This is a genomic window from Burkholderia cepacia (assembly GCF_029962485.1).
Taxonomy (GTDB): Bacteria; Pseudomonadota; Gammaproteobacteria; order Burkholderiales; family Burkholderiaceae; genus Burkholderia.
In genome coordinates this window covers 1,296,302-1,314,166 of the sequence record NZ_CP073637.1, presented here as the reverse complement: position 1 = coordinate 1,314,166, position 17,865 = coordinate 1,296,302, and the positions used below count along the sequence as shown (strand labels likewise).

15 protein-coding genes are annotated in these 17,865 nt (G+C 66.3%); 5 read left to right on the top strand and 10 right to left on the bottom strand.

All coding sequences use genetic code 11. The annotated features are described in order from the left end of the window. The first annotated feature begins 93 nt into the window (after positions 1-93). Entirely contained in the window at positions 94-1,050 is a 957-nt protein-coding gene (locus KEC55_RS06100; RefSeq protein ID WP_175842843.1) for a LysR family transcriptional regulator, read from the top strand. 58 nt (positions 1,051-1,108) lie between these two features. On the opposite strand, the gene KEC55_RS06095 is transcribed toward KEC55_RS06100, so the two are convergent. The 5 genes from KEC55_RS06095 to speB all read right to left on the bottom strand — a co-directional run bounded on the left by KEC55_RS06095 (position 1,109) and on the right by speB (position 6,305). Beyond that, entirely contained in the window at positions 1,109-2,179 is a 1,071-nt protein-coding gene (locus KEC55_RS06095; protein WP_282507146.1) for a porin, read from the bottom strand. A 157-nt stretch (positions 2,180-2,336) separates the two neighbouring features. Then, positions 2,337-3,767 carry a purine-cytosine permease family protein gene (locus tag KEC55_RS06090; RefSeq protein WP_282507145.1) on the bottom strand — a complete coding sequence of 477 codons (1,431 nt, stop codon included), beginning with the start codon at positions 3,765-3,767 and terminating at the stop codon, positions 2,337-2,339. 303 nt (positions 3,768-4,070) lie between these two features. Then, entirely contained in the window at positions 4,071-4,748 is a 678-nt protein-coding gene (locus KEC55_RS06085; protein ID WP_282507144.1) for an SOS response-associated peptidase family protein, read from the bottom strand. A 131-nt stretch (positions 4,749-4,879) separates the two neighbouring features. Beyond that, the gene (locus KEC55_RS06080; protein ID WP_282507143.1) at positions 4,880-5,344 is read right to left on the bottom strand and encodes a GNAT family N-acetyltransferase; all 465 of its coding nucleotides are present in this window, start codon (positions 5,342-5,344) and stop codon (positions 4,880-4,882) included. Then, entirely contained in the window at positions 5,337-6,305 is a 969-nt protein-coding gene (gene speB, locus KEC55_RS06075) for an agmatinase (RefSeq protein WP_282507142.1), read from the bottom strand. The genes KEC55_RS06080 and speB overlap by 8 nt, the downstream gene beginning before the upstream one ends. Before the next feature lie 129 nt (positions 6,306-6,434). On the opposite strand from speB, the gene KEC55_RS06070 reads away from it, so the two are divergent. Next, positions 6,435-7,352: a LysR family transcriptional regulator gene (locus KEC55_RS06070; protein ID WP_282507141.1), complete on the top strand. Its 918-nt coding sequence runs from the start codon at positions 6,435-6,437 to the stop codon at positions 7,350-7,352. Positions 7,353-7,379: 27 nt separating this feature from the next. On the opposite strand, the gene KEC55_RS06065 is transcribed toward KEC55_RS06070, so the two are convergent. Continuing rightward, positions 7,380-8,009 carry an NAD(P)H-binding protein gene (locus KEC55_RS06065; protein ID WP_282507140.1) on the bottom strand — a complete coding sequence of 210 codons (630 nt, stop codon included), beginning with the start codon at positions 8,007-8,009 and terminating at the stop codon, positions 7,380-7,382. 457 nt (positions 8,010-8,466) lie between these two features. Between KEC55_RS06065 and KEC55_RS06060 the strand changes: the two genes are divergently transcribed. Continuing rightward, a complete protein-coding gene (locus tag KEC55_RS06060; protein ID WP_282507139.1) occupies positions 8,467-11,949 on the top strand; it encodes an ESPR-type extended signal peptide-containing protein in 3,483 nt (1,160 codons plus the stop codon). Positions 11,950-12,099: 150 nt separating this feature from the next. Here the strand turns inward: KEC55_RS06060 and KEC55_RS06055 are convergent, their stop codons facing one another. Further along, on the bottom strand, positions 12,100-12,963 hold the full coding sequence (locus KEC55_RS06055) for a haloalkane dehalogenase (RefSeq protein WP_282507138.1): 864 nt from the start codon (positions 12,961-12,963) through the stop codon (positions 12,100-12,102). A gap of 108 nt (positions 12,964-13,071) precedes the next feature. Between KEC55_RS06055 and KEC55_RS06050 the strand changes: the two genes are divergently transcribed. Next, on the top strand, positions 13,072-13,584 hold the full coding sequence (locus tag KEC55_RS06050; protein WP_282507137.1) for a MarR family winged helix-turn-helix transcriptional regulator: 513 nt from the start codon (positions 13,072-13,074) through the stop codon (positions 13,582-13,584). Between the two features lie 99 nt (positions 13,585-13,683). Next, positions 13,684-13,992 carry a hypothetical protein gene (locus KEC55_RS06045; protein WP_282507136.1) on the top strand — a complete coding sequence of 103 codons (309 nt, stop codon included), beginning with the start codon at positions 13,684-13,686 and terminating at the stop codon, positions 13,990-13,992. Positions 13,993-14,114: 122 nt separating this feature from the next. On the opposite strand, the gene lpdA is transcribed toward KEC55_RS06045, so the two are convergent. From lpdA to KEC55_RS06030, 3 genes are read right to left on the bottom strand one after another with little or no spacing between them, the layout of a single operon-like run. Beyond that, the gene (gene lpdA, locus KEC55_RS06040) at positions 14,115-15,506 is read right to left on the bottom strand and encodes a dihydrolipoyl dehydrogenase (protein ID WP_282507135.1); all 1,392 of its coding nucleotides are present in this window, start codon (positions 15,504-15,506) and stop codon (positions 14,115-14,117) included. Positions 15,507-15,511: 5 nt separating this feature from the next. Beyond that, complete coding sequence (locus tag KEC55_RS06035; protein ID WP_282507134.1) at positions 15,512-16,822, bottom strand: dihydrolipoamide acetyltransferase family protein; 1,311 nt, start codon at positions 16,820-16,822, stop codon at positions 15,512-15,514. Position 16,823: 1 nt separating this feature from the next. Next, the gene (locus KEC55_RS06030; protein ID WP_176046947.1) at positions 16,824-17,864 is read right to left on the bottom strand and encodes an alpha-ketoacid dehydrogenase subunit beta; all 1,041 of its coding nucleotides are present in this window, start codon (positions 17,862-17,864) and stop codon (positions 16,824-16,826) included. Between the last annotated feature and the right edge of the window lies 1 nt (position 17,865).

Here is a 17,865-nt window from a genome sequence, read left to right as displayed (position 1 = left end):
TATCGGCGACCGCAAATCATTAGTCAAATTTCAAGTTATTATTCACCGTATAAATTCAGCTAATGACTACCTGACGCCTCGCCCGGAGACCCGATGCGCCCCGACCTCGCCCCGTTCCTGAACGATCGCCTCGACTGGAACCTGTTGCGCACCTACCTGGTGATCATGCAGGAGCGCAGCGTGAGCCGTGCGGCCGCGCGCCTGCACGTGACGCAGCCGGCCGTGAGCCAGGCGCTGCGTCGGCTCGAGGAGACGCTCGAACGCCGGCTGATCGAGCGGCGCGGCGCGCACTTCGCGCCGACGCCGGCCGGCGAAGCCGTGTACCGGATCGCGAGCGACATCTACGGCGGCATCTCGCGCCTCGAAACCGAAATCGACGACAGCACGGCCGACCTGACCGGCTCGATCCGGCTGCTGACGGTGAGCCGCATCGAATCGCCCGTCTACGACGAGTTCCTCGCGGAATTCCATCGCGCGTATCCGCGCATCGACCTGCAGATCGAGGTGATGCGCTCGTCGGACATCCTGTCGTCGCTGCTGCAGAAGACGGCGACGGCCGGGCTCGGCCTGTGCCGCACGCCGCACGACAAGCTAGAGATGCGCTGCTTCCTGCGTCAACGTTATGCGATCTACTGCGGCCGCCACCACCGGCTGTTCGGGCAGACGCAACTGCGAATGGACGATCTGCTCGCGGAGAATTTCGTCTCGTTCACGAGCGACCAGATCGGCGACAGCCTGTCGCCGCTCACCGTGTTCCGCGACCAGAAAGGTTTCACGGGCCGCATCGTCGCGTCGTCGCCGAGCCTCGAGGAAGTGCGGCGGCTGATCTTCGCGGGCTACGGAATCGGCTGCCTGCCCGAGCACATCGTGCGCGACGACATCGCGCAGCAGCGGCTGTGGCGGCTGCCGCCCGACGACGGGCTCGTCGATGTCGACGTGTTCCTGCTGTGGCATCGCGACCGCAAGATGAACGCGGCCGAGCATGCGTTTCTCGACGCGATGGAGCGCTGCATGCAGCGCTATTCGCTCGCGGAGCGGTTGGGGAAGTGACGGCGCGCATGCACCGGAGGAAGGCGCCGGGCACACACGGCCCGGCGCGTCGCGCTCGTCAGAAGCGATGCACGATGCCGAGCTGCACGCCGCGCGCATTCGCGCCCGGATACGCGAGCGGCAGGCCGGGGTTCGCCGCACCGGCGAGCGTGTAGCCGGCCTGGTTGCGGTTGCGCAGGTACGACAGCGCGCCATAGAAGCTTGTGCGCTTCGACAGGTCGTACTCGTACATCAGCCCGAGCTGGTCCGCGTTGTTGCCCTGCGACGACTGGTCGTGCAGATACGCGTAGCCGAGCGCGACGTAATTCGCCGGATTGAACTGGTATTTCACCGACAGCCCGTACACACGCGAATCGATCCCGAAGTCGGCCCACTTCACCGCGGAGAAGCCGCCGTACACGGTTGCCTTGCCGATCTCGTACGATGCGCCGGCCATGATCGTGCGATCGGTCGTGGTCGCCGTCGCGTTCTTCAGCCACTGCCCCGCGACGAACGCGCCGAACGGCCCATGTTCGTAGGTCAGGTCGAACTGCTGGCTGGAACCGGCCGAGCGCACGCCACCCGCATCGCCGAACCCGAAGTACAGCCCGCCCTGGAAACCCGCGATCTCCGGGCTCTGGTACGACAGCGTGTTGCTCGTGCGGAACGCGAACACGGTCAGGTTGTCCATGCCGGACGCCTGCGTGACGCCGCCGAACGCGTCCTGCCCGCCCTGGTCGTTGAACAGCGGCGAATTCTGGCGGCCTGCACGCACCTTGCCCCACTGCCCTGCGATGCCGACCCACGCCTGCCGGTTGAACATGCTGCCCGAACTCGCGAGCGAACCGTCGTTCGGATTGAAGCCGTTTTCCAGCGCGAACTCGATCTTCTGCCCGCCGCCGATATCCTCGCCGCCCTTCAAGCCGAACCGGCTGCCCCACTGGCCGCCCGAGTTGATCGCCGCCGTATAGCCGTTACCCGTATTCACGTACTGAGCGAATTCGTCGATCACGCCGTACAACGTGACGCCGTCCTGAGCGAGCACGGTGCCCGATGCGGCGAGGCACGCAACCGCGACCGTCGTGCGAAGACCGGCGTGCACCGGCCGCGCGCGGCAATCATCGCCGCGCGCTTTCATATATTTAGTCATACTATTCAATAGGCAGGGAACGAAACGATACCGGGCGCGGCAATCACGCCGTACCGGTATCGCGGGAATGGAAATCGGCTCGGTCAGCCTGGCGCAGACGGCGCCCGGCTCGGCGCTCAGGCCGGCAACGAGCCGGCCCGATGCGCGAGAGGCACCGTCAGTGGTGAACTTCGCCGCGCTCGATCGGCAGGATCAGGCGTTCAGGGATACTGCGACGCGATACGCGCGCGCCGATGTAATACAGCACGGCCGGCACGATCAGCCCGAGGATCCACGAGATGTCGGTGCCGCCAAGCGCATCGACCAGCGGCCCCGTGTAGATGTGCGTCGACATGAACGGCAACTGCACGAGGATACCGACCACGTAGATCGTGATCGCCATCACGTTCCAGCGGCCGTAGCGGCCATTCGGGTCGGACAGCGCCGGCACGTCGTAGCGCGAGCGCGTGAAGCAGTAGTAGTCGACCAGGTTGATCGCGCTCCACGGCGTAAAGAACGCGAGCAGGAACAGGATGAACGCGGTGAATTCCTTCAGGAACGAATGACGGCCCGCGAGCGCGATCAACGTCGACACGCAGATCATCCCGAAGATGTACACGAGGCGGCTCTTCGACGACACGGCGCCCTTGCCGCGGAAGCCGCTGACGATCGTCGCCATCGACATGAAGCTGCCGTACGCGTTGAGCGCCGTCACCGTCACCTTGCCGAACGCGATGCTGAAGTACAGCAGCGCAGCCACGGCGCCCGTCGAGCCGAGGCCGACGATATACGACACTTCATGGTGCGCGAACTGGCTGCCGGCCAGCGCGGCCGCGAACACGCCGAACACCATCGCCGCCTGTGCGCCGATCACCGAGCCGAGGCCGACTGCGAGGAACGTCGCGACCGACGACGTCGAGCGCGGCAGGTAGCGCGAATAGTCGGCAACGTACGGGCCGAACGCGATCTGCCACGACGCGGACAGCGACATCGACAGCAGGAAGCTCGCGAGCGAGAAATGCTTGTTCGCGAGCAGCGCGCCGACGTCGTGGTTCGCGAACAGCTGCGTGAACATGTAGACGAACGCGGCGATGCCGACCACGCTCGCGATCCGGCCGACGGCATGGATCGCGCGATAGCCGAACACGGTCAGCACGACGATCACGGCCGCGAACAGCAGGATGCCGGCTGCGTCATCGATGTTCAGCAGCTGCGCGACGGCCTGCCCGGCCAGCACCGAGCCGCTTGCGGAAAAACCGATATACATCAGGCACACAAGCACGATCGGAATCATCGCGCCGTACACGCCGAACTGCACGCGGCTCGAGATCATCTGCGGCAGCCCGAGCTGCGGCCCCTGCGCGCCATGCAGCGCCATCACGGCGCCGCCGACGAACTGGCCGAGCAACAGCGCGACCAGCGACCAGAACACGTCGCCGCCGAGCACGACCGCGAGCGCGCCCGTGACGATGGCCGTGATCTGCATGTTCGCCGACAGCCACAGCGTGAACTGGCTCAGCAGGCCGCCGTGGCGCTCGGCGTCGGGAATGAAGTCGATCGAGCGTACCTCGATCAGTCCGCCGGCTTTTCCACTGGAATTCGTTGACACGGGTCAATCTCCAAAATACTCAGGACCACACATGGTTTGAACGGGACAGGATGCAGCGAGCCGCCCTTTCGGCTCTGCGAGTGCGGGGCGCCGTGGATCGCCGGCATGCGCCACGCACGCACGGTCTGCACGCTGGCGCGCAAGCGGCACGACGTGTGCCGACATTGCCAGCGGATGATCTTGTATATACAACTTGCGAGATATCGGTGATTACCCGGTATCGATCGATTCTCGAAATCGTCCGAATAATCGGTGCACGGCCGGGCAATTTCGCCGCAAGTCAGGCGTCGGAAAAATGAAAGGTCACGTGCTGGCCGGCGATGCCTGGTCGGGCTCGGCCGTCATGTCATCGGCGGGGAACAGGTTCAGCATGCGTCGCGCGGTCTCGATGTCGCGCGTATGCAGCCATTCGTCGTAATCGTCGCGGCGCAAGATCACGACGCCGCGCTTTTCGTCGCCCGGCCGATGCATCCGTGCGAACAGCGGATGATCGTCGGCGTTCACCGTGAGCATCGCCATGCCGATGCATACGCGTCCTTCGCTGTCTTCGTAGCGGCGCCAGATACCCGCGACGCAGTACGGCTGCCAGCCGTCGACGCCGATCCGGTGCCATACGTTGCGCCCGCTCTCGTAGCACGGCTCGCAGATCCAGCGCACCGGAATCAGGCAGCGCTGGCCGTTGCGCCACGCGTTCGCGTAGAGACGCGACGCGCCGACCGTTTCCGTGCGCGCGTTCACCGTATCGAGCTTCTTCTTTTTCCGGCCGTGCTCGTCGAGCCGCTCGGGCTGCATGAATTTCGGCCAGAAGCCGAACACGGCCGCCACGACCGCAAGGCCGTCGCCGTCAGCGCATGCGACGGGCGCCGCGTAGTCGGGATACACGTCGGGCGCCCACGGGTCGCGGCGATACAGATCGCCGATGCCGATCTTCAGTTCGCTGATGCCCGGGTCTTCGCCAGGGGCGCGGTAGTGAGTGCACACGGTTCGTGCCGACGGTGGAGGCAATGCTTCCATCGTAGATCAGCGCGCGGGCCGCAATTGCGTTGTTGTTTTGTATGACAAAACAGTTTTACGGATCGCTGAAACGCCGCGATCCGCGGCAACGCACGCGGTCAGGCGTGCTGCCCGACCTGAAGCGTGAGAATTTCGTCGCCCGCTTCATCCAGCTTGCCGGTCGGTATCCAGCCGAGATGCCGGTAGAACCCATACGAGCGCGATGCGGGATCGGTCGAGCAGCCGAGAAACAGCGACGTGAAACCGTTCGCCGCGAAATCGTCGATTACGCGCCGCAGCAGCCGCTTGCCGATCCCCGCGCCCTCGTACTCGGGCAGCATCGCGAGCACGACGATCTCGCCCGAAGCCGTATCGCCGAAGCAGTAGCCGACCATCCGCCCGTTCGCGCAGCACACATGGCCCGAGAACAGGCCGTCGCGGATCCCGTCGTCCCAGCTTCCGACGGTGATGCCGAGATCGCGCAACTGCGCTTCGGTGAACGCGTTCTCGCGGGTCTTTCCGCGCAGTGCGATGCATGCGGCCGCGTCACCGGGCACGGCCTTGCGCCAGTCGAGTTCATCCATCGATCGATGTTTCCCTTGCCTGCCGCCGGCGCGATGCATACAGGCAGATCAGTTCCAGCGCGATCGTCGCGCCAGCCAGCGACGTGATTTCCGCATGATCATACGGCGGCGACACCTCCACCACGTCCATGCCGACCAGGTTGATGCCGTCGAGGTGACGCAGGATCTCGAACGCCTGGTGGCTCGACAGTCCGCCCGACACCGGTGTACCCGTGCCCGGCGCAAACGCCGGATCGAGACAGTCGATGTCGAACGTGAGGTACACCGGATGATCGCCGACGCGCTCGCGAATCCGTGCGGCAACCGCGGCCGGCGTCGATGCATGCACGCGGCGCGCATCCTGGATGTCGAATCCCATCGGCTCGTCGTTGGTCGTCCGGATGCCGATCTGCGCCGACCGTTCGGGCACGACCCACCCTTCCCGTGCCGCGTGATAGAACATCGTCCCGTGATCGATGCGCTTCACGTCGCGATCGGGCCACGTGTCGGTGTGCGCATCGAAATGCACGAGCGACAGCGGCCCGTGCACCTTCGCATGCGCCTTCAGCAGCGGATACGTGATGAAGTGATCGCCACCGAGCGTCAGCATCGCGCAGCCGCGCGCGAGGATCGCATCGGCATGCCGCTCGATCGCGCCCGGCACCGATTCGGGCTGCCCGAGATCGAACGCGCAATCTCCGTAATCGACGGCAGCCAGCACGTCGAACGGATCGAACGACCACGGCCACGGGCGCGCCCACGCGATGCCCGTCGACGCGATCCGCAACCCGCGCGGGCCGAAACGCGTGCCGGGCCGGTGCGATGCGGCGGAATCGAACGGCACGCCGGTGATCGCGAGGTCGACACCGTCGAGATCACGGCTGAAGCGCCGTCGCATGAAGCTCGTCGCGCCTGCGAAGGTCGGTTCGGCCTGCGTGCCGTAGAGGCTATCGCGCGTGAACGCGAAATCGTTCTGGCTCATCGTCGGAGTCCTGTCTGAAGGGGGACACGGCCGCGCGGGAGGCGACCTCGTACCCGATTCTGCCGGCACGGCATCCAACGAAAAATATGAACTAACATAAGCCAACTTCACGAAACGCGATGTATCGCCATGCTGACCCGACTGCGAGACATGGATTTGCAATTGCTGCGGCTCTTTCTGACGATCGTCGAAAGCGGCGGCTTCAGCGCCGCACAAGGCACGCTCGGGATGGCGCCGTCCACCATCAGCACGCAAATGGCCAAGCTCGAAACGCGGCTCGGGTTCCGGCTGTGCGATCGCGGCAAAAGGGGGTTCCGGCTGACGCCGAAGGGCGAGCGCGTGCTGCAGTCGACGCGGCGGCTCCTGCAGGCGATGGACGTGTTCACGCGCGACACGCAGCACGTGTCGGGCACGTTGCTCGGCGAGTTGCGCATCGGGTTGTCCGAGCGGCTTGCACCCGACGTCGTCGAATCGATCGCGGCGGCCGTCGGCCGTTTTCGCGAACAGGCGCCGGACGTGCTGATCGAGATGATCGCGATACCGCCCGATGAACTGGAGCGCAGGCTGCTGAAAGGCGAACTGCAGCTCGCGATCGGCTATTTTTCCGGCCACCAGGCCGGCCTGCACTATGCGCCGCTGTTCGTCGAGCACCAGTCGCTGCATTGCGGCGCACGCCATCCGCTGTTTGCGAAGAAGACCGTCTCGGTCAACGACATCGCGCGCACGAGCAACGTCGCGCGGCTCTACAAGACGAATACGTCGGGCACCGCGCTGCGCAATGCGCAGCCGACCGCATTCTCCGAGAACGTCGACGCCGACGTGATCTTCATCCTGTCCGGCGCGCATGTCGGCTTCCTGCCCGACCACGTCGCGGCACCCTGGGTTGCCGCCGGAAAGATGCGCCGGCTGCTCGCGAGCAAGCTGAGCCATACGGTCGAATTCCAGCTCGCGACGCCGAGGAACTGCGACAGCAGCGAAGCGCTGGATGCGTTCACCGCGGCGCTCGCCGAACAGTTCGGCGGGCTCGATGGATTGTCGGGCGGATAACCGGGTACGCGGGCAGCCCGCTGCGCGTCAGACGAGCCGGTCCGATGCGACGACGTGCACGCCCGGCCGCGCGTCGATCGCGGCATCGACCAGCGCACGCGCGATCCGCGATGCCGGATTCACGCGCCACTTCGCCGGCAGCACCGGCCCGACAGCGTTCAACGCGAACACGAACAGCCGCTCGCCGAGCCTGAATTCGTCACGGCTGCCGCCGATCAGGCCCGGCCGCACATAGGTGAGCGACATAAACCCGACGCCGGCGAGCGCCTGCTCGACCTCGCCCTTCACGCGGTTGTAGAAGATGCGCGACGCGGCATCCGCGCCGAGTGCGGAATTCAGCACGTAGGCCGGCGTGCCGTGCCGGTGCGCGAGCCGCGCAACCGCCAGCGGATAGTCGTGATCGACGCGCCGGAAGGCCGCCTGCGAGCCGGCGGCCCGCATCGTCGTGCCGAGTGTGCAAATGACCGCATCGGCCTGCCACCAGTCGGCCGCGTCGGGCAGTTGGTCGAAATCGACCTCCAGCGCGCGCATCTTCGGATGCGGCGACAGCGGCCGGCGCGCGAGGACGATCACCTGATCGACCCGCGAATCGGCGAGCGCGACTTCGAGGACGTGGCGCCCGACGAGTCCCGTCGCGCCGACGAGCAGCAGTTTCATGTCCGGTTCTTCCGTGTGAAGCCTGCGTTGGCGGGCCCGATGCGGCCCGGTTTCCGGCTATCGACATGATCGTCGGCCGACCTCGCGCCGACAACCTTCCTGCATCTCGAAAAATTACAGACGTCGCTCATTACAAATCTCGAATTTGCAGAAACCGGCTTCTGCCCGGACACGCACACATGCAGCATTTCGTCGCACCTTTTCACGCATTTTTGGCACTTTCATCGCACCCCATATCTCAAAGCATCGATTAATTCGATGTTTGTACGACAAATAATGTCAAATAGTGCAAGAAAGTGCATTCATTTTTCGTTGTTTTACATTACAAATACATTTCATTCTGTAAGATTCGTCTCATTCGTTATCTCTTAATTCACCCGGGAACGCCCATCCAGCTGCCTTAATTCCTCAAGTCATCGTATCGCGGTGCGGCGTCCTCTTTTTTCCGAGACAGACTATGAACCGCACTTTCCGTACGATCTGGAACGACGCACTGGGCGCCTGGGTCGCCACCTCCGAAACCACCCGCGCCAACGGCAAGAAAGCGTCGAGCACGGTCTCCGCTTCCGCACGCGTTGCCGCCATCCTCTCCGTCGCCGCCGCGGCCCTGATTCCCCTCGACAGCTTCGCCTACGTTTCCGTCGGCGGCGATACCGGCTACCAGTGCTCCGGCACGTGGGCAGCCTGCGCCGACTACTGGTCCGTCGCGATCGGAGACGAAGCCACGGCGACGCAAACCGGCAAGCGCGCCGGTGCGACGACGGCCAGCTTCCTGACGTCGGTCGGCTCGCGCTCGAAGGCGACGGGCGGCACCTATGCGGCGGCCTTTGCAGCCGAAGCCAACGCGACCGGCGAAGGCTCGCTCGCGATGGGCGGCAAGTCCGTCGCATCCGGCGCAAGCGGCGTGGCCGTCGGCTACCGCTCGAACGCGAGCGTCGCCAATGCAGTCGCGCTCGGCCAGGGTTCGGTCGCCGACCGCACCGGTTCGGGCACGGAACGCTTCTCCAACGCAGCCGTCGCATCGAACGGCGTCGTGTCCGTCGGCAGCGCCGGCGCGGAACGCCAGATCACCCGCGTCGCCGGCGGCACGCAGGACACCGATGCCGTGAACGTCCGGCAGCTGGCCGCCGTCGACACCGCCGCATCGAACGGCCTCGCGTCGCTGTCGACCTCCACGTCGGCCGCGATCGATGCCGCCACCACGCGCTACTACAGCGTCAACGATGGCGGCACGGCCGGCGCGAACTACAACAACGACGGCGCCACCGGTTTCAACGCGATGGCAGCCGGCGTGAACGCATCGGCAGCCGGTCATGGCGACGTTGCGATCGGTGCGGGTGCGGCCAGCAGCAGCGGCTCGACCGGCGCCGGCAACGTCGCGATCGGCCAGGACGCCAGCGCGATCACCACCGGCGGCGGCTTCGGCGCGATCGCGCTCGGCGCGGGCGCGAAGGCCGGCACGGGCGGCTACACGGGTGCCGCCGCGATCGGCTACAACAGCTCGGCCACGGAGAACAGCACGGCGATCGGCGCGAACGCGACGTCGAGCCACACCGGCACGGCGCTCGGCCGCGCGGCGGAAGCGACCGCTCGCGGCGCGCTGGGCGCAGGCTCGTCCGCCGCCGCTACTGCAACGAGCGCGATCGCGCTGGGCGACCGCGCGACGAGTTCGGCCGCCACCAGCGTGTCGATCGGCACACAGGCCAACGCCAGCGCACCGGCCGCGAGCGCGATCGGGCCGCGTGCGGTTGCGTCGGGTGCCGGCGCGGTCGCGATCGGTGCGAGCGCAACGGCTGCCGACGCAAACTCGGTCGCGCTCGGCGGCGGTGCGGTAACCGCTGCCGCCACCGGCACGAGCGGCGCGACGATCAACGGTCGCGCATACGACTTCAAAGGCACCGCGCCTGTCGGGACGGTCAGCGTCGGCAACCAGAATCGCGAACGGACGGTCACCAACGTCGCGGCCGGTCAGCTCAACGCGAACAGCACCGACGCCGTCAACGGCTCGCAGCTGAACGCGACCAACGTCGAACTCGGCACGGTGGGCTCCAACCTCACGAGCCTGTCGACGTCGACGTCGATCGGCCTCTCCACGACGAACGACACGCTCACGTCATTGTCGACGTCGACCGCCGACAGTCTGCGCATCGTCGACAGCAACATGGCCTCGCTGTCGACCGGCCTGAGCACGACCGACAACACCGTCGCATCGCTGTCGACTGCCACGTCCACCGGCCTGTCGACCACCAACAACACGCTGGTTTCGCTGTCCACGTCCACATCGACCGGCATCGATACGCTCGGCAAAAACCTGACGTCGCTGTCGACCGCCACGTCGACGACCGTCGGTTCCTTGTCCACCACGATCAGTACAACGAATGACAATCTGGTCTCGTTGTCGACCTCGACGTCGACCGGTTTCGTGTCGCTGTCGACCGGCCTGAGCACGACCAACGACACGGTCACGTCGTTGTCGACCTCCACGTCGACCGGACTGTCGACGACCAACAGCACGCTTGCGTCGTTGTCCACGTCCGCCTCGACGGGCGTCCATTCGCTGTCGACCAGCCTGAGCGCGACCGACAGCACGATGACGTCGCTGTCCACGTCGACGTCGTCGGGCCTCGGCTCGCTGTCGACGAGCATCAGCTCGGTCACCGTCAACACGACGAACCTCGGCAACAGCACGGCCGACGCGCTCGGCGGCGGCGCCACATACGATCCGGTAACCGGGAAGATCACCGCGCCGTCGTATGTGACATACAACAACGACGGCACGACGACGACTCACGCCAACGTAGGCGACGCGATCGACAACCTCAACGCGAAGGGCGCGAAGTACTTCCACGCGAACTCGACCGAGGCCGACAGCCAGGCCACCGGCGCGAACAGCGTCGCGATCGGCCCGAACGCGGTCGCGAACCTCGACAACTCGGTGGCGATCGGCAACCGTTCGGTCACCGGCGCCGCGGTCGGCGTGTCGTCGTCGAGCATCGGCGGCCTGCATTTCGGCGGATATGCGGGTGCGAACCCGTTCGGCGTGTTCAGCGTCGGCTCACCGGGCCAGGAACGCCAGATCCAGAACGTCGCGGCGGGCCGCGTCAGTGCCGATAGCACCGATGCGATCAACGGCAGCCAGCTGCATGCGACCAACCTCAACGTCGCATCGCTGTCGACGGGGTTGAGCTCGACGAACAGCAATCTCGCATCGCTGTCCACGTCGACGTCGACCAGCATCGGTTCGCTGTCGACCGGCCTGTCGTCGACCAACGAAGCGCTGGGCTCGCTGTCGACCTCCACGTCGACGAGCGTGACGTCGCTGTCCACCGGCCTGTCGACGACCAACGACCGCGTATCGTCGCTGTCGACCAGCGTGACGAACATCAACACGCAGATCAACAACCTGTCGACGTCGGCGTCGCGCAACACGGGCATCACCGCGGACATGAACGGTTCGGGCACCGATGCGCCGACCGTCACGGCCGGCTCCAACTCGGTCGCGATCGGCGCGAACTCGAACGACGGCGGCCGCTCGAACGTGGTCTCGGTCGGCACCGCGGAGCAGCAGCGCCAGATCGTCAACGTCGCACCGGGCACGCAGGGCACCGACGCGGTCAACCTGAATCAGCTGACGATGGCGACCGAATCGGCGAACCGCTACACCGACCAGCGCGTCGGCGCGATTCAGCAAGGCGTGAACGATCTCGCACGCAACGCCTATTCGGGGATCGCGATCGCCGGCGCGCTCGCGGGGATGCCGCAGGTCGATCCGGGCAAGGTCGTCTCGGTCGGCGCCGGGTTCGGCAACTACGGCGGCTATACGGCAATCGCGGTCGGTGGTAGCGCGCGGATCACGCAGAACACCGTGATCAAGCTCGGTGTCGGCACGGTGAACGGCTCGCGCATGATGGTCAACGGCGGCATCGGGCATTCGTGGTGATGCCGCGCGAGGCGGTTCACCCGCCCCGAGACCCGGAACCCGCGAGCGGCGAACCACACGCGAGTCCTTGCGCATCGAAGTGAAGGACGCCGACGGCACGCGTGTCGCGCGGCCCTCCGCGCGCTTCACGCGCGCGGCGCCCGGGCCGGTTCAATACAGATCGTTCAGCCGCATCCATGCGACGATCGCCGCGGCAATCGCTTCCGGTCGGTCTTCCGGTGCGTTGTGACGCGCCGGCCCGCAGCCCGTCACGCTCAGTCCGACGACATGTTCCTCGCACCACGCGATCGCCTCCGGCCCGATCAGCAGCGTGCCGGGCGGCCCGTCGAACGTCAGCAGGAGCTTCGGAACATCGTGGCTCGCGGCCAGCCATGCATCGTAGGCATCGACCCTTTCCGTCACGTTCCTCGGCAGCCCGTCGATCGGGAACGCGCGCGGCCACTGCAATAGCGGAAGCCGGCTCTCCCGGGTTTGATAAGGAGCCCGATAGACCTCAAGATCTTCGGTCGCAAGGGGATGCAGGATGGTCGCGGCAAGCGACTTCTCCAGGAAGTCGTTGCTGCCGAGCACGATCGCCTCGCCCGTGCCCGATGTTCTCAGCGCTTCGAAACGCTCGCGGGCCGGCCCCGGGAAATCGGCCCACGTCATCGGCCGGACCACGGTTTCCATGAGCGCGACGCCGGCGACCCGGTCCGGGTGTCGGGCTGCCCAGTCGAGCGCCAGCGATCCGCCCCAGTCATGTCCGACCAGCACCACATCGGACAGCCCCGCTTCGTCAAACCAGGCATCCAGATAGCGCACGTGATCGTCGAAATCGTATCGGATCGGCGGTTTCCCCGACTGCCCCATGCCGATCAGGTCGGGGGCCAGCAGCCGCCCGGCAGTGGGCATCTCCGCCATGACCTTCCTCCACACATGCGAGGACGTCGGATTACCGTGCAGGAACACAATGGGCCGGCCGGCCCCCTGCTCCTCGTAGAACATCGTCGAACCCAGAACCGAAAGCGTTGCCATGTGAGAGCCCTTTCCAGAACAAGAATGATAAGGTGCCTGTCGGACCACCCAAAATTAGACAGGAACCTGTCCATTATAGGAATTGGACAGGAGCCTGTCTATATCATCATGACGCAATCTTCCCGGACTCCCGCCTCCCTCGGCATCCTCCTACGCCTGGCGTATCAGCACTGGACCCAGACCGTCGACACCGCGCTCGCGGATGCCGGGTTCGGCGACATCCGCCCGTTGCATTCAAGCGTGTTCGCGTTCACGCCCGAGCAGGGTATTCGTGTAAGTGAGCTCACCAAGCTCGCCCATGTCCGCAAGCAGTCGATCACCGAGGCCGTCGAGGAACTTGAAAAACTCGGCTATGTGGAGCGCCGCCCCGACCCCGACGATCGTCGCGCCCGGCTGGTGCACCTGACGGCGCGCGGCAGGATGATCCGGCCGCTTGCCGTCGCCACCGGCGAACGTGTGGAACGACATTGGGCAAGCCTGATCGGCGACGCGGAAATGGCCACACTGGAACGCTCGCTCCTCAAGTTGGTACAGCAGTTGCAAACCGCCGACGGCAACGAGGCGCCAGACCCCGCGACGTCCGCCGCGAAACCGGGCAAACGAGGTACGCGCCACACCTGAGCAGGTGCGCCGGCCGTCCGTGCGCGATCCGCGCGGACGGCAGCGCTACGATGCGGTCATGGCCTGTCGCGACACGCTCGGTGCAACCCGCAGGCGCGGGTGAACGTGATCCTGTTCAATGGCGTGGGCACCAACGTGCCGACAGATGTCGATGATCCTCGGCGGCCGGAGAATTTTGCCGTATGCCCTTCCCTGCTCACGCAACCGGCCGCGGACCGCCGGACGCCGCTGCATCTGAGCGAGCCGTTCCTCGCGCGGATTCGTCACGTGCCGGTCAGGATCGCGATGCTGGAGAATGCGGGCCACTATCCGCTCGAACAGCCGGGGCTGTCGCAGATGGTCGATACGATCGACGGGTTCTATCGTGAGGTGACGGCGCGACGTGTCCCGCCGCGTACGCTTTCGTGACGAACGGCGAACACGCGGGTGGCCGTTTCAGCCCGACCGATGCTCGACCGAAAGTACGCTAAACGAAAGGACGCCGATGCGCACATTGCGCATCGGCGCTTCCGTTTCAGGATGGCTATGCGTCAGACATGCAACGCATGCCCGAGCGCACGCAACGCCGCTTCCTGCAGCGCCTCGCCGAGCGTCGGGTGCGCATGGATCGTGCCGCCGATGTCCTCCAGCCGCGCGCCCATCTCCAGCGACTGCGAGAACGCGGCAGCCAGTTCCGACACCCCGCGCCCGACGGCCTGCCAGCCGACGATCAGGTGGTTGTCGCGCCGCGCGACGACCCGCACGAACCCGTCGGTCGCCTGCAGCGTCATCGCGCGCCCGTTCGCCGCGAACGGGAACGATGCGCTCAGGCAATCGACGCCGGCCGCATGCGCATCGTCCGGCGACCAGCCGGCCGTCACGATCTCGGGATCCGTGAAGCACACGGCCGGAATCGACGCCGGCACGAACTGGCGGCGCCGGCCGGCAATCAGCTCGGCGACCATCTCGCCTTGCGCCATTGCGCGATGCGCGAGCATCGGCTCGCCGGCGACGTCGCCGATCGCCCACACGTTGCGCATCGACGTCCGGCATTCGTCGTCGATCCGCAGCGCACGGCCGTTGCGATCGAGCTGCAGCGTCTCCAGCCCGAATCCGTCGACCCGCGGCCGGCGGCCGACGGCCACCAGCACGCGATCGGCCGGCAGCGTCTGCTCGGCGCCGTCGGCGGCCTGCACGCGCACCGCGCCTTTCTCCCCGAGCCCGAGCACCTTGTGGCCGAGCCACAGCCGGACACCGAGCCGCGCGAGCGAATCGGCCACCGGCCGCGAGAGTTCGGCATCGTACGCAGGCAGCACGCGTTCGGCCGCTTCGACGATGCTGACGTCGACGCCGAGCTTGCGATAGACGATCCCGAGTTCGAGCCCGATATACCCGGCGCCGACGACGACCAGCCGCTTCGGCAACGTCGCGGGCGACAGGGCTTCGGTAGACGACACGACGTGCCCGCCGAACGGCATCGTCGGCAGCTCGACCGGCTCGGAGCCCGTCGCGAGCAACAGGTGTTCGCAACTGATCCGCACCGAGTGGCCGCCGGTGACGACATCGACGGTCTTGCCGTCGACCACGTGTGCGTCGCCATGCAGCACGCGTACGCCGTTCTTCTTGAGCAGCGCGCCGACGCCGCGCGTGAGCCGGTCGACGATGCCGTCCTTCCATGCGACGCTTTTCGCGATGTCGATCTCGGGCGTGCGCACGCGGATCCCGAGCGCGCCTTCGCCCGCATGACCGCACGCCTGTTCGAACGCATCGGCCACGTGGATCAGCGCCTTCGACGGAATACAGCCGATATTCAGGCAGGTGCCGCCGAGCCGGTCGCGCTCGACGAGCACGGTCGGGATGCCGAGCTGGCCGGCGCGAATCGCGGCGACGTAGCCGCCCGGGCCGCCGCCGACGACGAGCAGTGTGGTGTGTTCGTTCTTCATCGTGCTCACTCCACGAACAGCATGGCCGGGCGTTCGAGCACCGCGCGCACGGCCTGGATGAATTCGGCAGCATCCGCGCCATCGACGACGCGATGGTCGAACGACGACGACAGGTTCATCATCTTGCGCGCGACGACCGCGCCGTCGCGGATCATCGGCCGCTCGACGATCCGGTTCACGCCGACGATGCCGACTTCCGGATGATTGATGACCGGTGTCGACACGATGCCGCCGAGCGCGCCGAGGCTCGAGATCGTGATCGTCGAACCGCTCAGCTCGTCGCGCTGTGCACGGTTCGCGCGTACCGCATCGGCGAGCCGTGCGATCTCGGCGGAAATCGACCACACGTCCTTCGCTTCCGCGTGACGCAGCACGGGCACCGTGAGGCCGCCGTCCGTCTGCGTCGCGACGCCCATGTGCACCGCGCCGTAGCGCGTGACGACGCCCGCTTCGTCGTCGAAACGCGCGTTGATCTGCGGGAAATCGCGCAGCGCGATCACCATCGCGCGGATCAGCAGCGGCAGCGGCGTGAGCTTTCCACGCGTGTCGCCGTAGCGGCGGTTCAGTTCCGTGCGCAACGATTCGAGTTCAGTGACGTCGATTTCCTCGACGTAGCTGAAGTGTGGAATGCGGCGCTTCGCTTCCTGCATCTTGCGCGCGATCGCACGCCGTAAGCCGATCACCGGCACTTCGGTTTCGTCGTTGCGTTCGTCGTAGCCGTGCGCGTGCGACGGGCGCGCAGCACCGCTACCGGCGCCCGCATACGCATCGAGGTCCGCATGCAGGATCCGCCCCGCTTCACCGGTGCCGCGCACATAGCGCAGCTCGATACCCATGTCCCACGCGCGCTGACGCACGGCCGGCGACGCGAGCGGCCGTTCGCCCGGCGCAAGCGCCGCACGCGGCTGGGTCGCGGATTCCTCACGACGCGGCTTCGCCGGAGCGTGACTCGCCGCCGGCCGTGCAGGCGGCTCGGCCGGCAGGTCGGCCGCCGGCTTCGACGGCGCCGACGCGACCGGTGCGGTTTCCACCTTTGTTTCCCGCACCGGTGCACCGGCCTTCAGGTTGCCGCTGCCTTCGACTTCGAGTCGGATCAGCTCGCTACCTACCGCCATCATCTCGCCGATCCGGCCGCCGAGCTCGATCACCTTGCCCGTCACCGGCGACGGAATCTCGACCGCCGCCTTGTCGGTCATCACGTCGGCGAGCGGCTGGTCTTCCTTGATCATCTGCCCGACTTCCACATGCCAGGCCACCAGCTCGACCTCGGCGATCCCTTCGCCGATATCCGGCATCTTGATGACATGAATCCCCATCTCAGGCCTCCATCACGCGTCGCAACGCTTCACCAACCCGGGTCGGGCCCGGAAAGTACGCCCATTCCTGCGCATGCGGATACGGCGTGTCCCAGCCCGTCGTGCGCTCGACCGGCGCTTCGAGGTGGTAGAAGCAGTGTTCCTGAACCAGCGACACGAGTTCCGCGCCATAGCCGCAGGTGCGCGTCGCCTCGTGCACCACGACGCAGCGCCCGGTCTTGCGGACCGATGCGACGATCGTGTCGAGATCGAGCGGCCACAGCGTGCGCAGGTCGATCACCTCCGCATCGATGCCCGTCTCCTCGGCCGCGGCGAGCGACACGTGCACGGTCGTGCCGTACGTCAGCACCGTCACATCGTTGCCGGGCCGCACGATGGCGGCCGTATCGAGCGGCACCGTGTAATACCCCTCGGGCACCGCGCTCGCCGGATGCTTGAGCCACGACGTAACCGGCCGTTCGTGATGGCCGTCGAACGGCCCGTTGTACAGCCGCTTCGGCTCGAGGAAGATCACCGGGTCGTCGTTCTCGATCGATGCGATCAGCAGCCCTTTCGCGTCGTACGGATTCGACGGCATCACCGTGCGCAACCCGCACACCTGCGTGAACATCGCCTCCGGGCTCTGGCTGTGCGTCTGGCCGCCGTAGATGCCGCCGCCGCACGGCATCCGGATCGTCATCGGCGCGATGAACTGGCCGGCCGAGCGATAGCGCAGCCGCGCGCCTTCCGACACGATCTGGTCGGACGCCGGGTAGAAATAGTCGGCGAACTGGATCTCGCACACGGGGCGCAGCCCGTACGCGCCCATTCCGACCGCCGCGCCGACGATCCCGCCTTCGGAGATCGGTGCATCGAACACGCGCGACTTGCCGTATTTGTTCTGCAGTCCTTCGGTACAGCGGAACACGCCGCCGAAATAACCGACGTCCTGCCCGAACACGACCACGTCGCTGTCGCGCCCGAGCATCACGTCCATCGCGGAGCGCAGCGCCTGGATCATCGTCATCGGCTGCGTAGCCGTGCCTGTCTCTTGTTGCGCCATG

Coding starts and splice junctions, on each gene's coding strand:
- KEC55_RS06100 (WP_175842843.1), top strand. CDS start 94: ATGCGCCCCGACCTCGCCCCGTTCCTGAACGATCGCCTCGACTGGAAC.
- KEC55_RS06095 (WP_282507146.1), bottom strand. CDS start 2,179: ATGACTAAATATATGAAAGCGCGCGGCGATGATTGCCGCGCGCGGCCG.
- KEC55_RS06080 (WP_282507143.1), bottom strand. CDS start 5,344: ATGGATGAACTCGACTGGCGCAAGGCCGTGCCCGGTGACGCGGCCGCA.
- speB (WP_282507142.1), bottom strand. CDS start 6,305: ATGAGCCAGAACGATTTCGCGTTCACGCGCGATAGCCTCTACGGCACG.
- KEC55_RS06070 (WP_282507141.1), top strand. CDS start 6,435: ATGCTGACCCGACTGCGAGACATGGATTTGCAATTGCTGCGGCTCTTT.
- KEC55_RS06065 (WP_282507140.1), bottom strand. CDS start 8,009: ATGAAACTGCTGCTCGTCGGCGCGACGGGACTCGTCGGGCGCCACGTC.
- KEC55_RS06060 (WP_282507139.1), top strand. CDS start 8,467: ATGAACCGCACTTTCCGTACGATCTGGAACGACGCACTGGGCGCCTGG.
- KEC55_RS06055 (WP_282507138.1), bottom strand. CDS start 12,963: ATGGCAACGCTTTCGGTTCTGGGTTCGACGATGTTCTACGAGGAGCAG.
- KEC55_RS06050 (WP_282507137.1), top strand. CDS start 13,072: ATGACGCAATCTTCCCGGACTCCCGCCTCCCTCGGCATCCTCCTACGC.
- lpdA (WP_282507135.1), bottom strand. CDS start 15,506: ATGAAGAACGAACACACCACACTGCTCGTCGTCGGCGGCGGCCCGGGC.
- KEC55_RS06035 (WP_282507134.1), bottom strand. CDS start 16,822: ATGGGGATTCATGTCATCAAGATGCCGGATATCGGCGAAGGGATCGCC.
- KEC55_RS06030 (WP_176046947.1), bottom strand. CDS start 17,864: ATGGCGCAACAAGAGACAGGCACGGCTACGCAGCCGATGACGATGATC.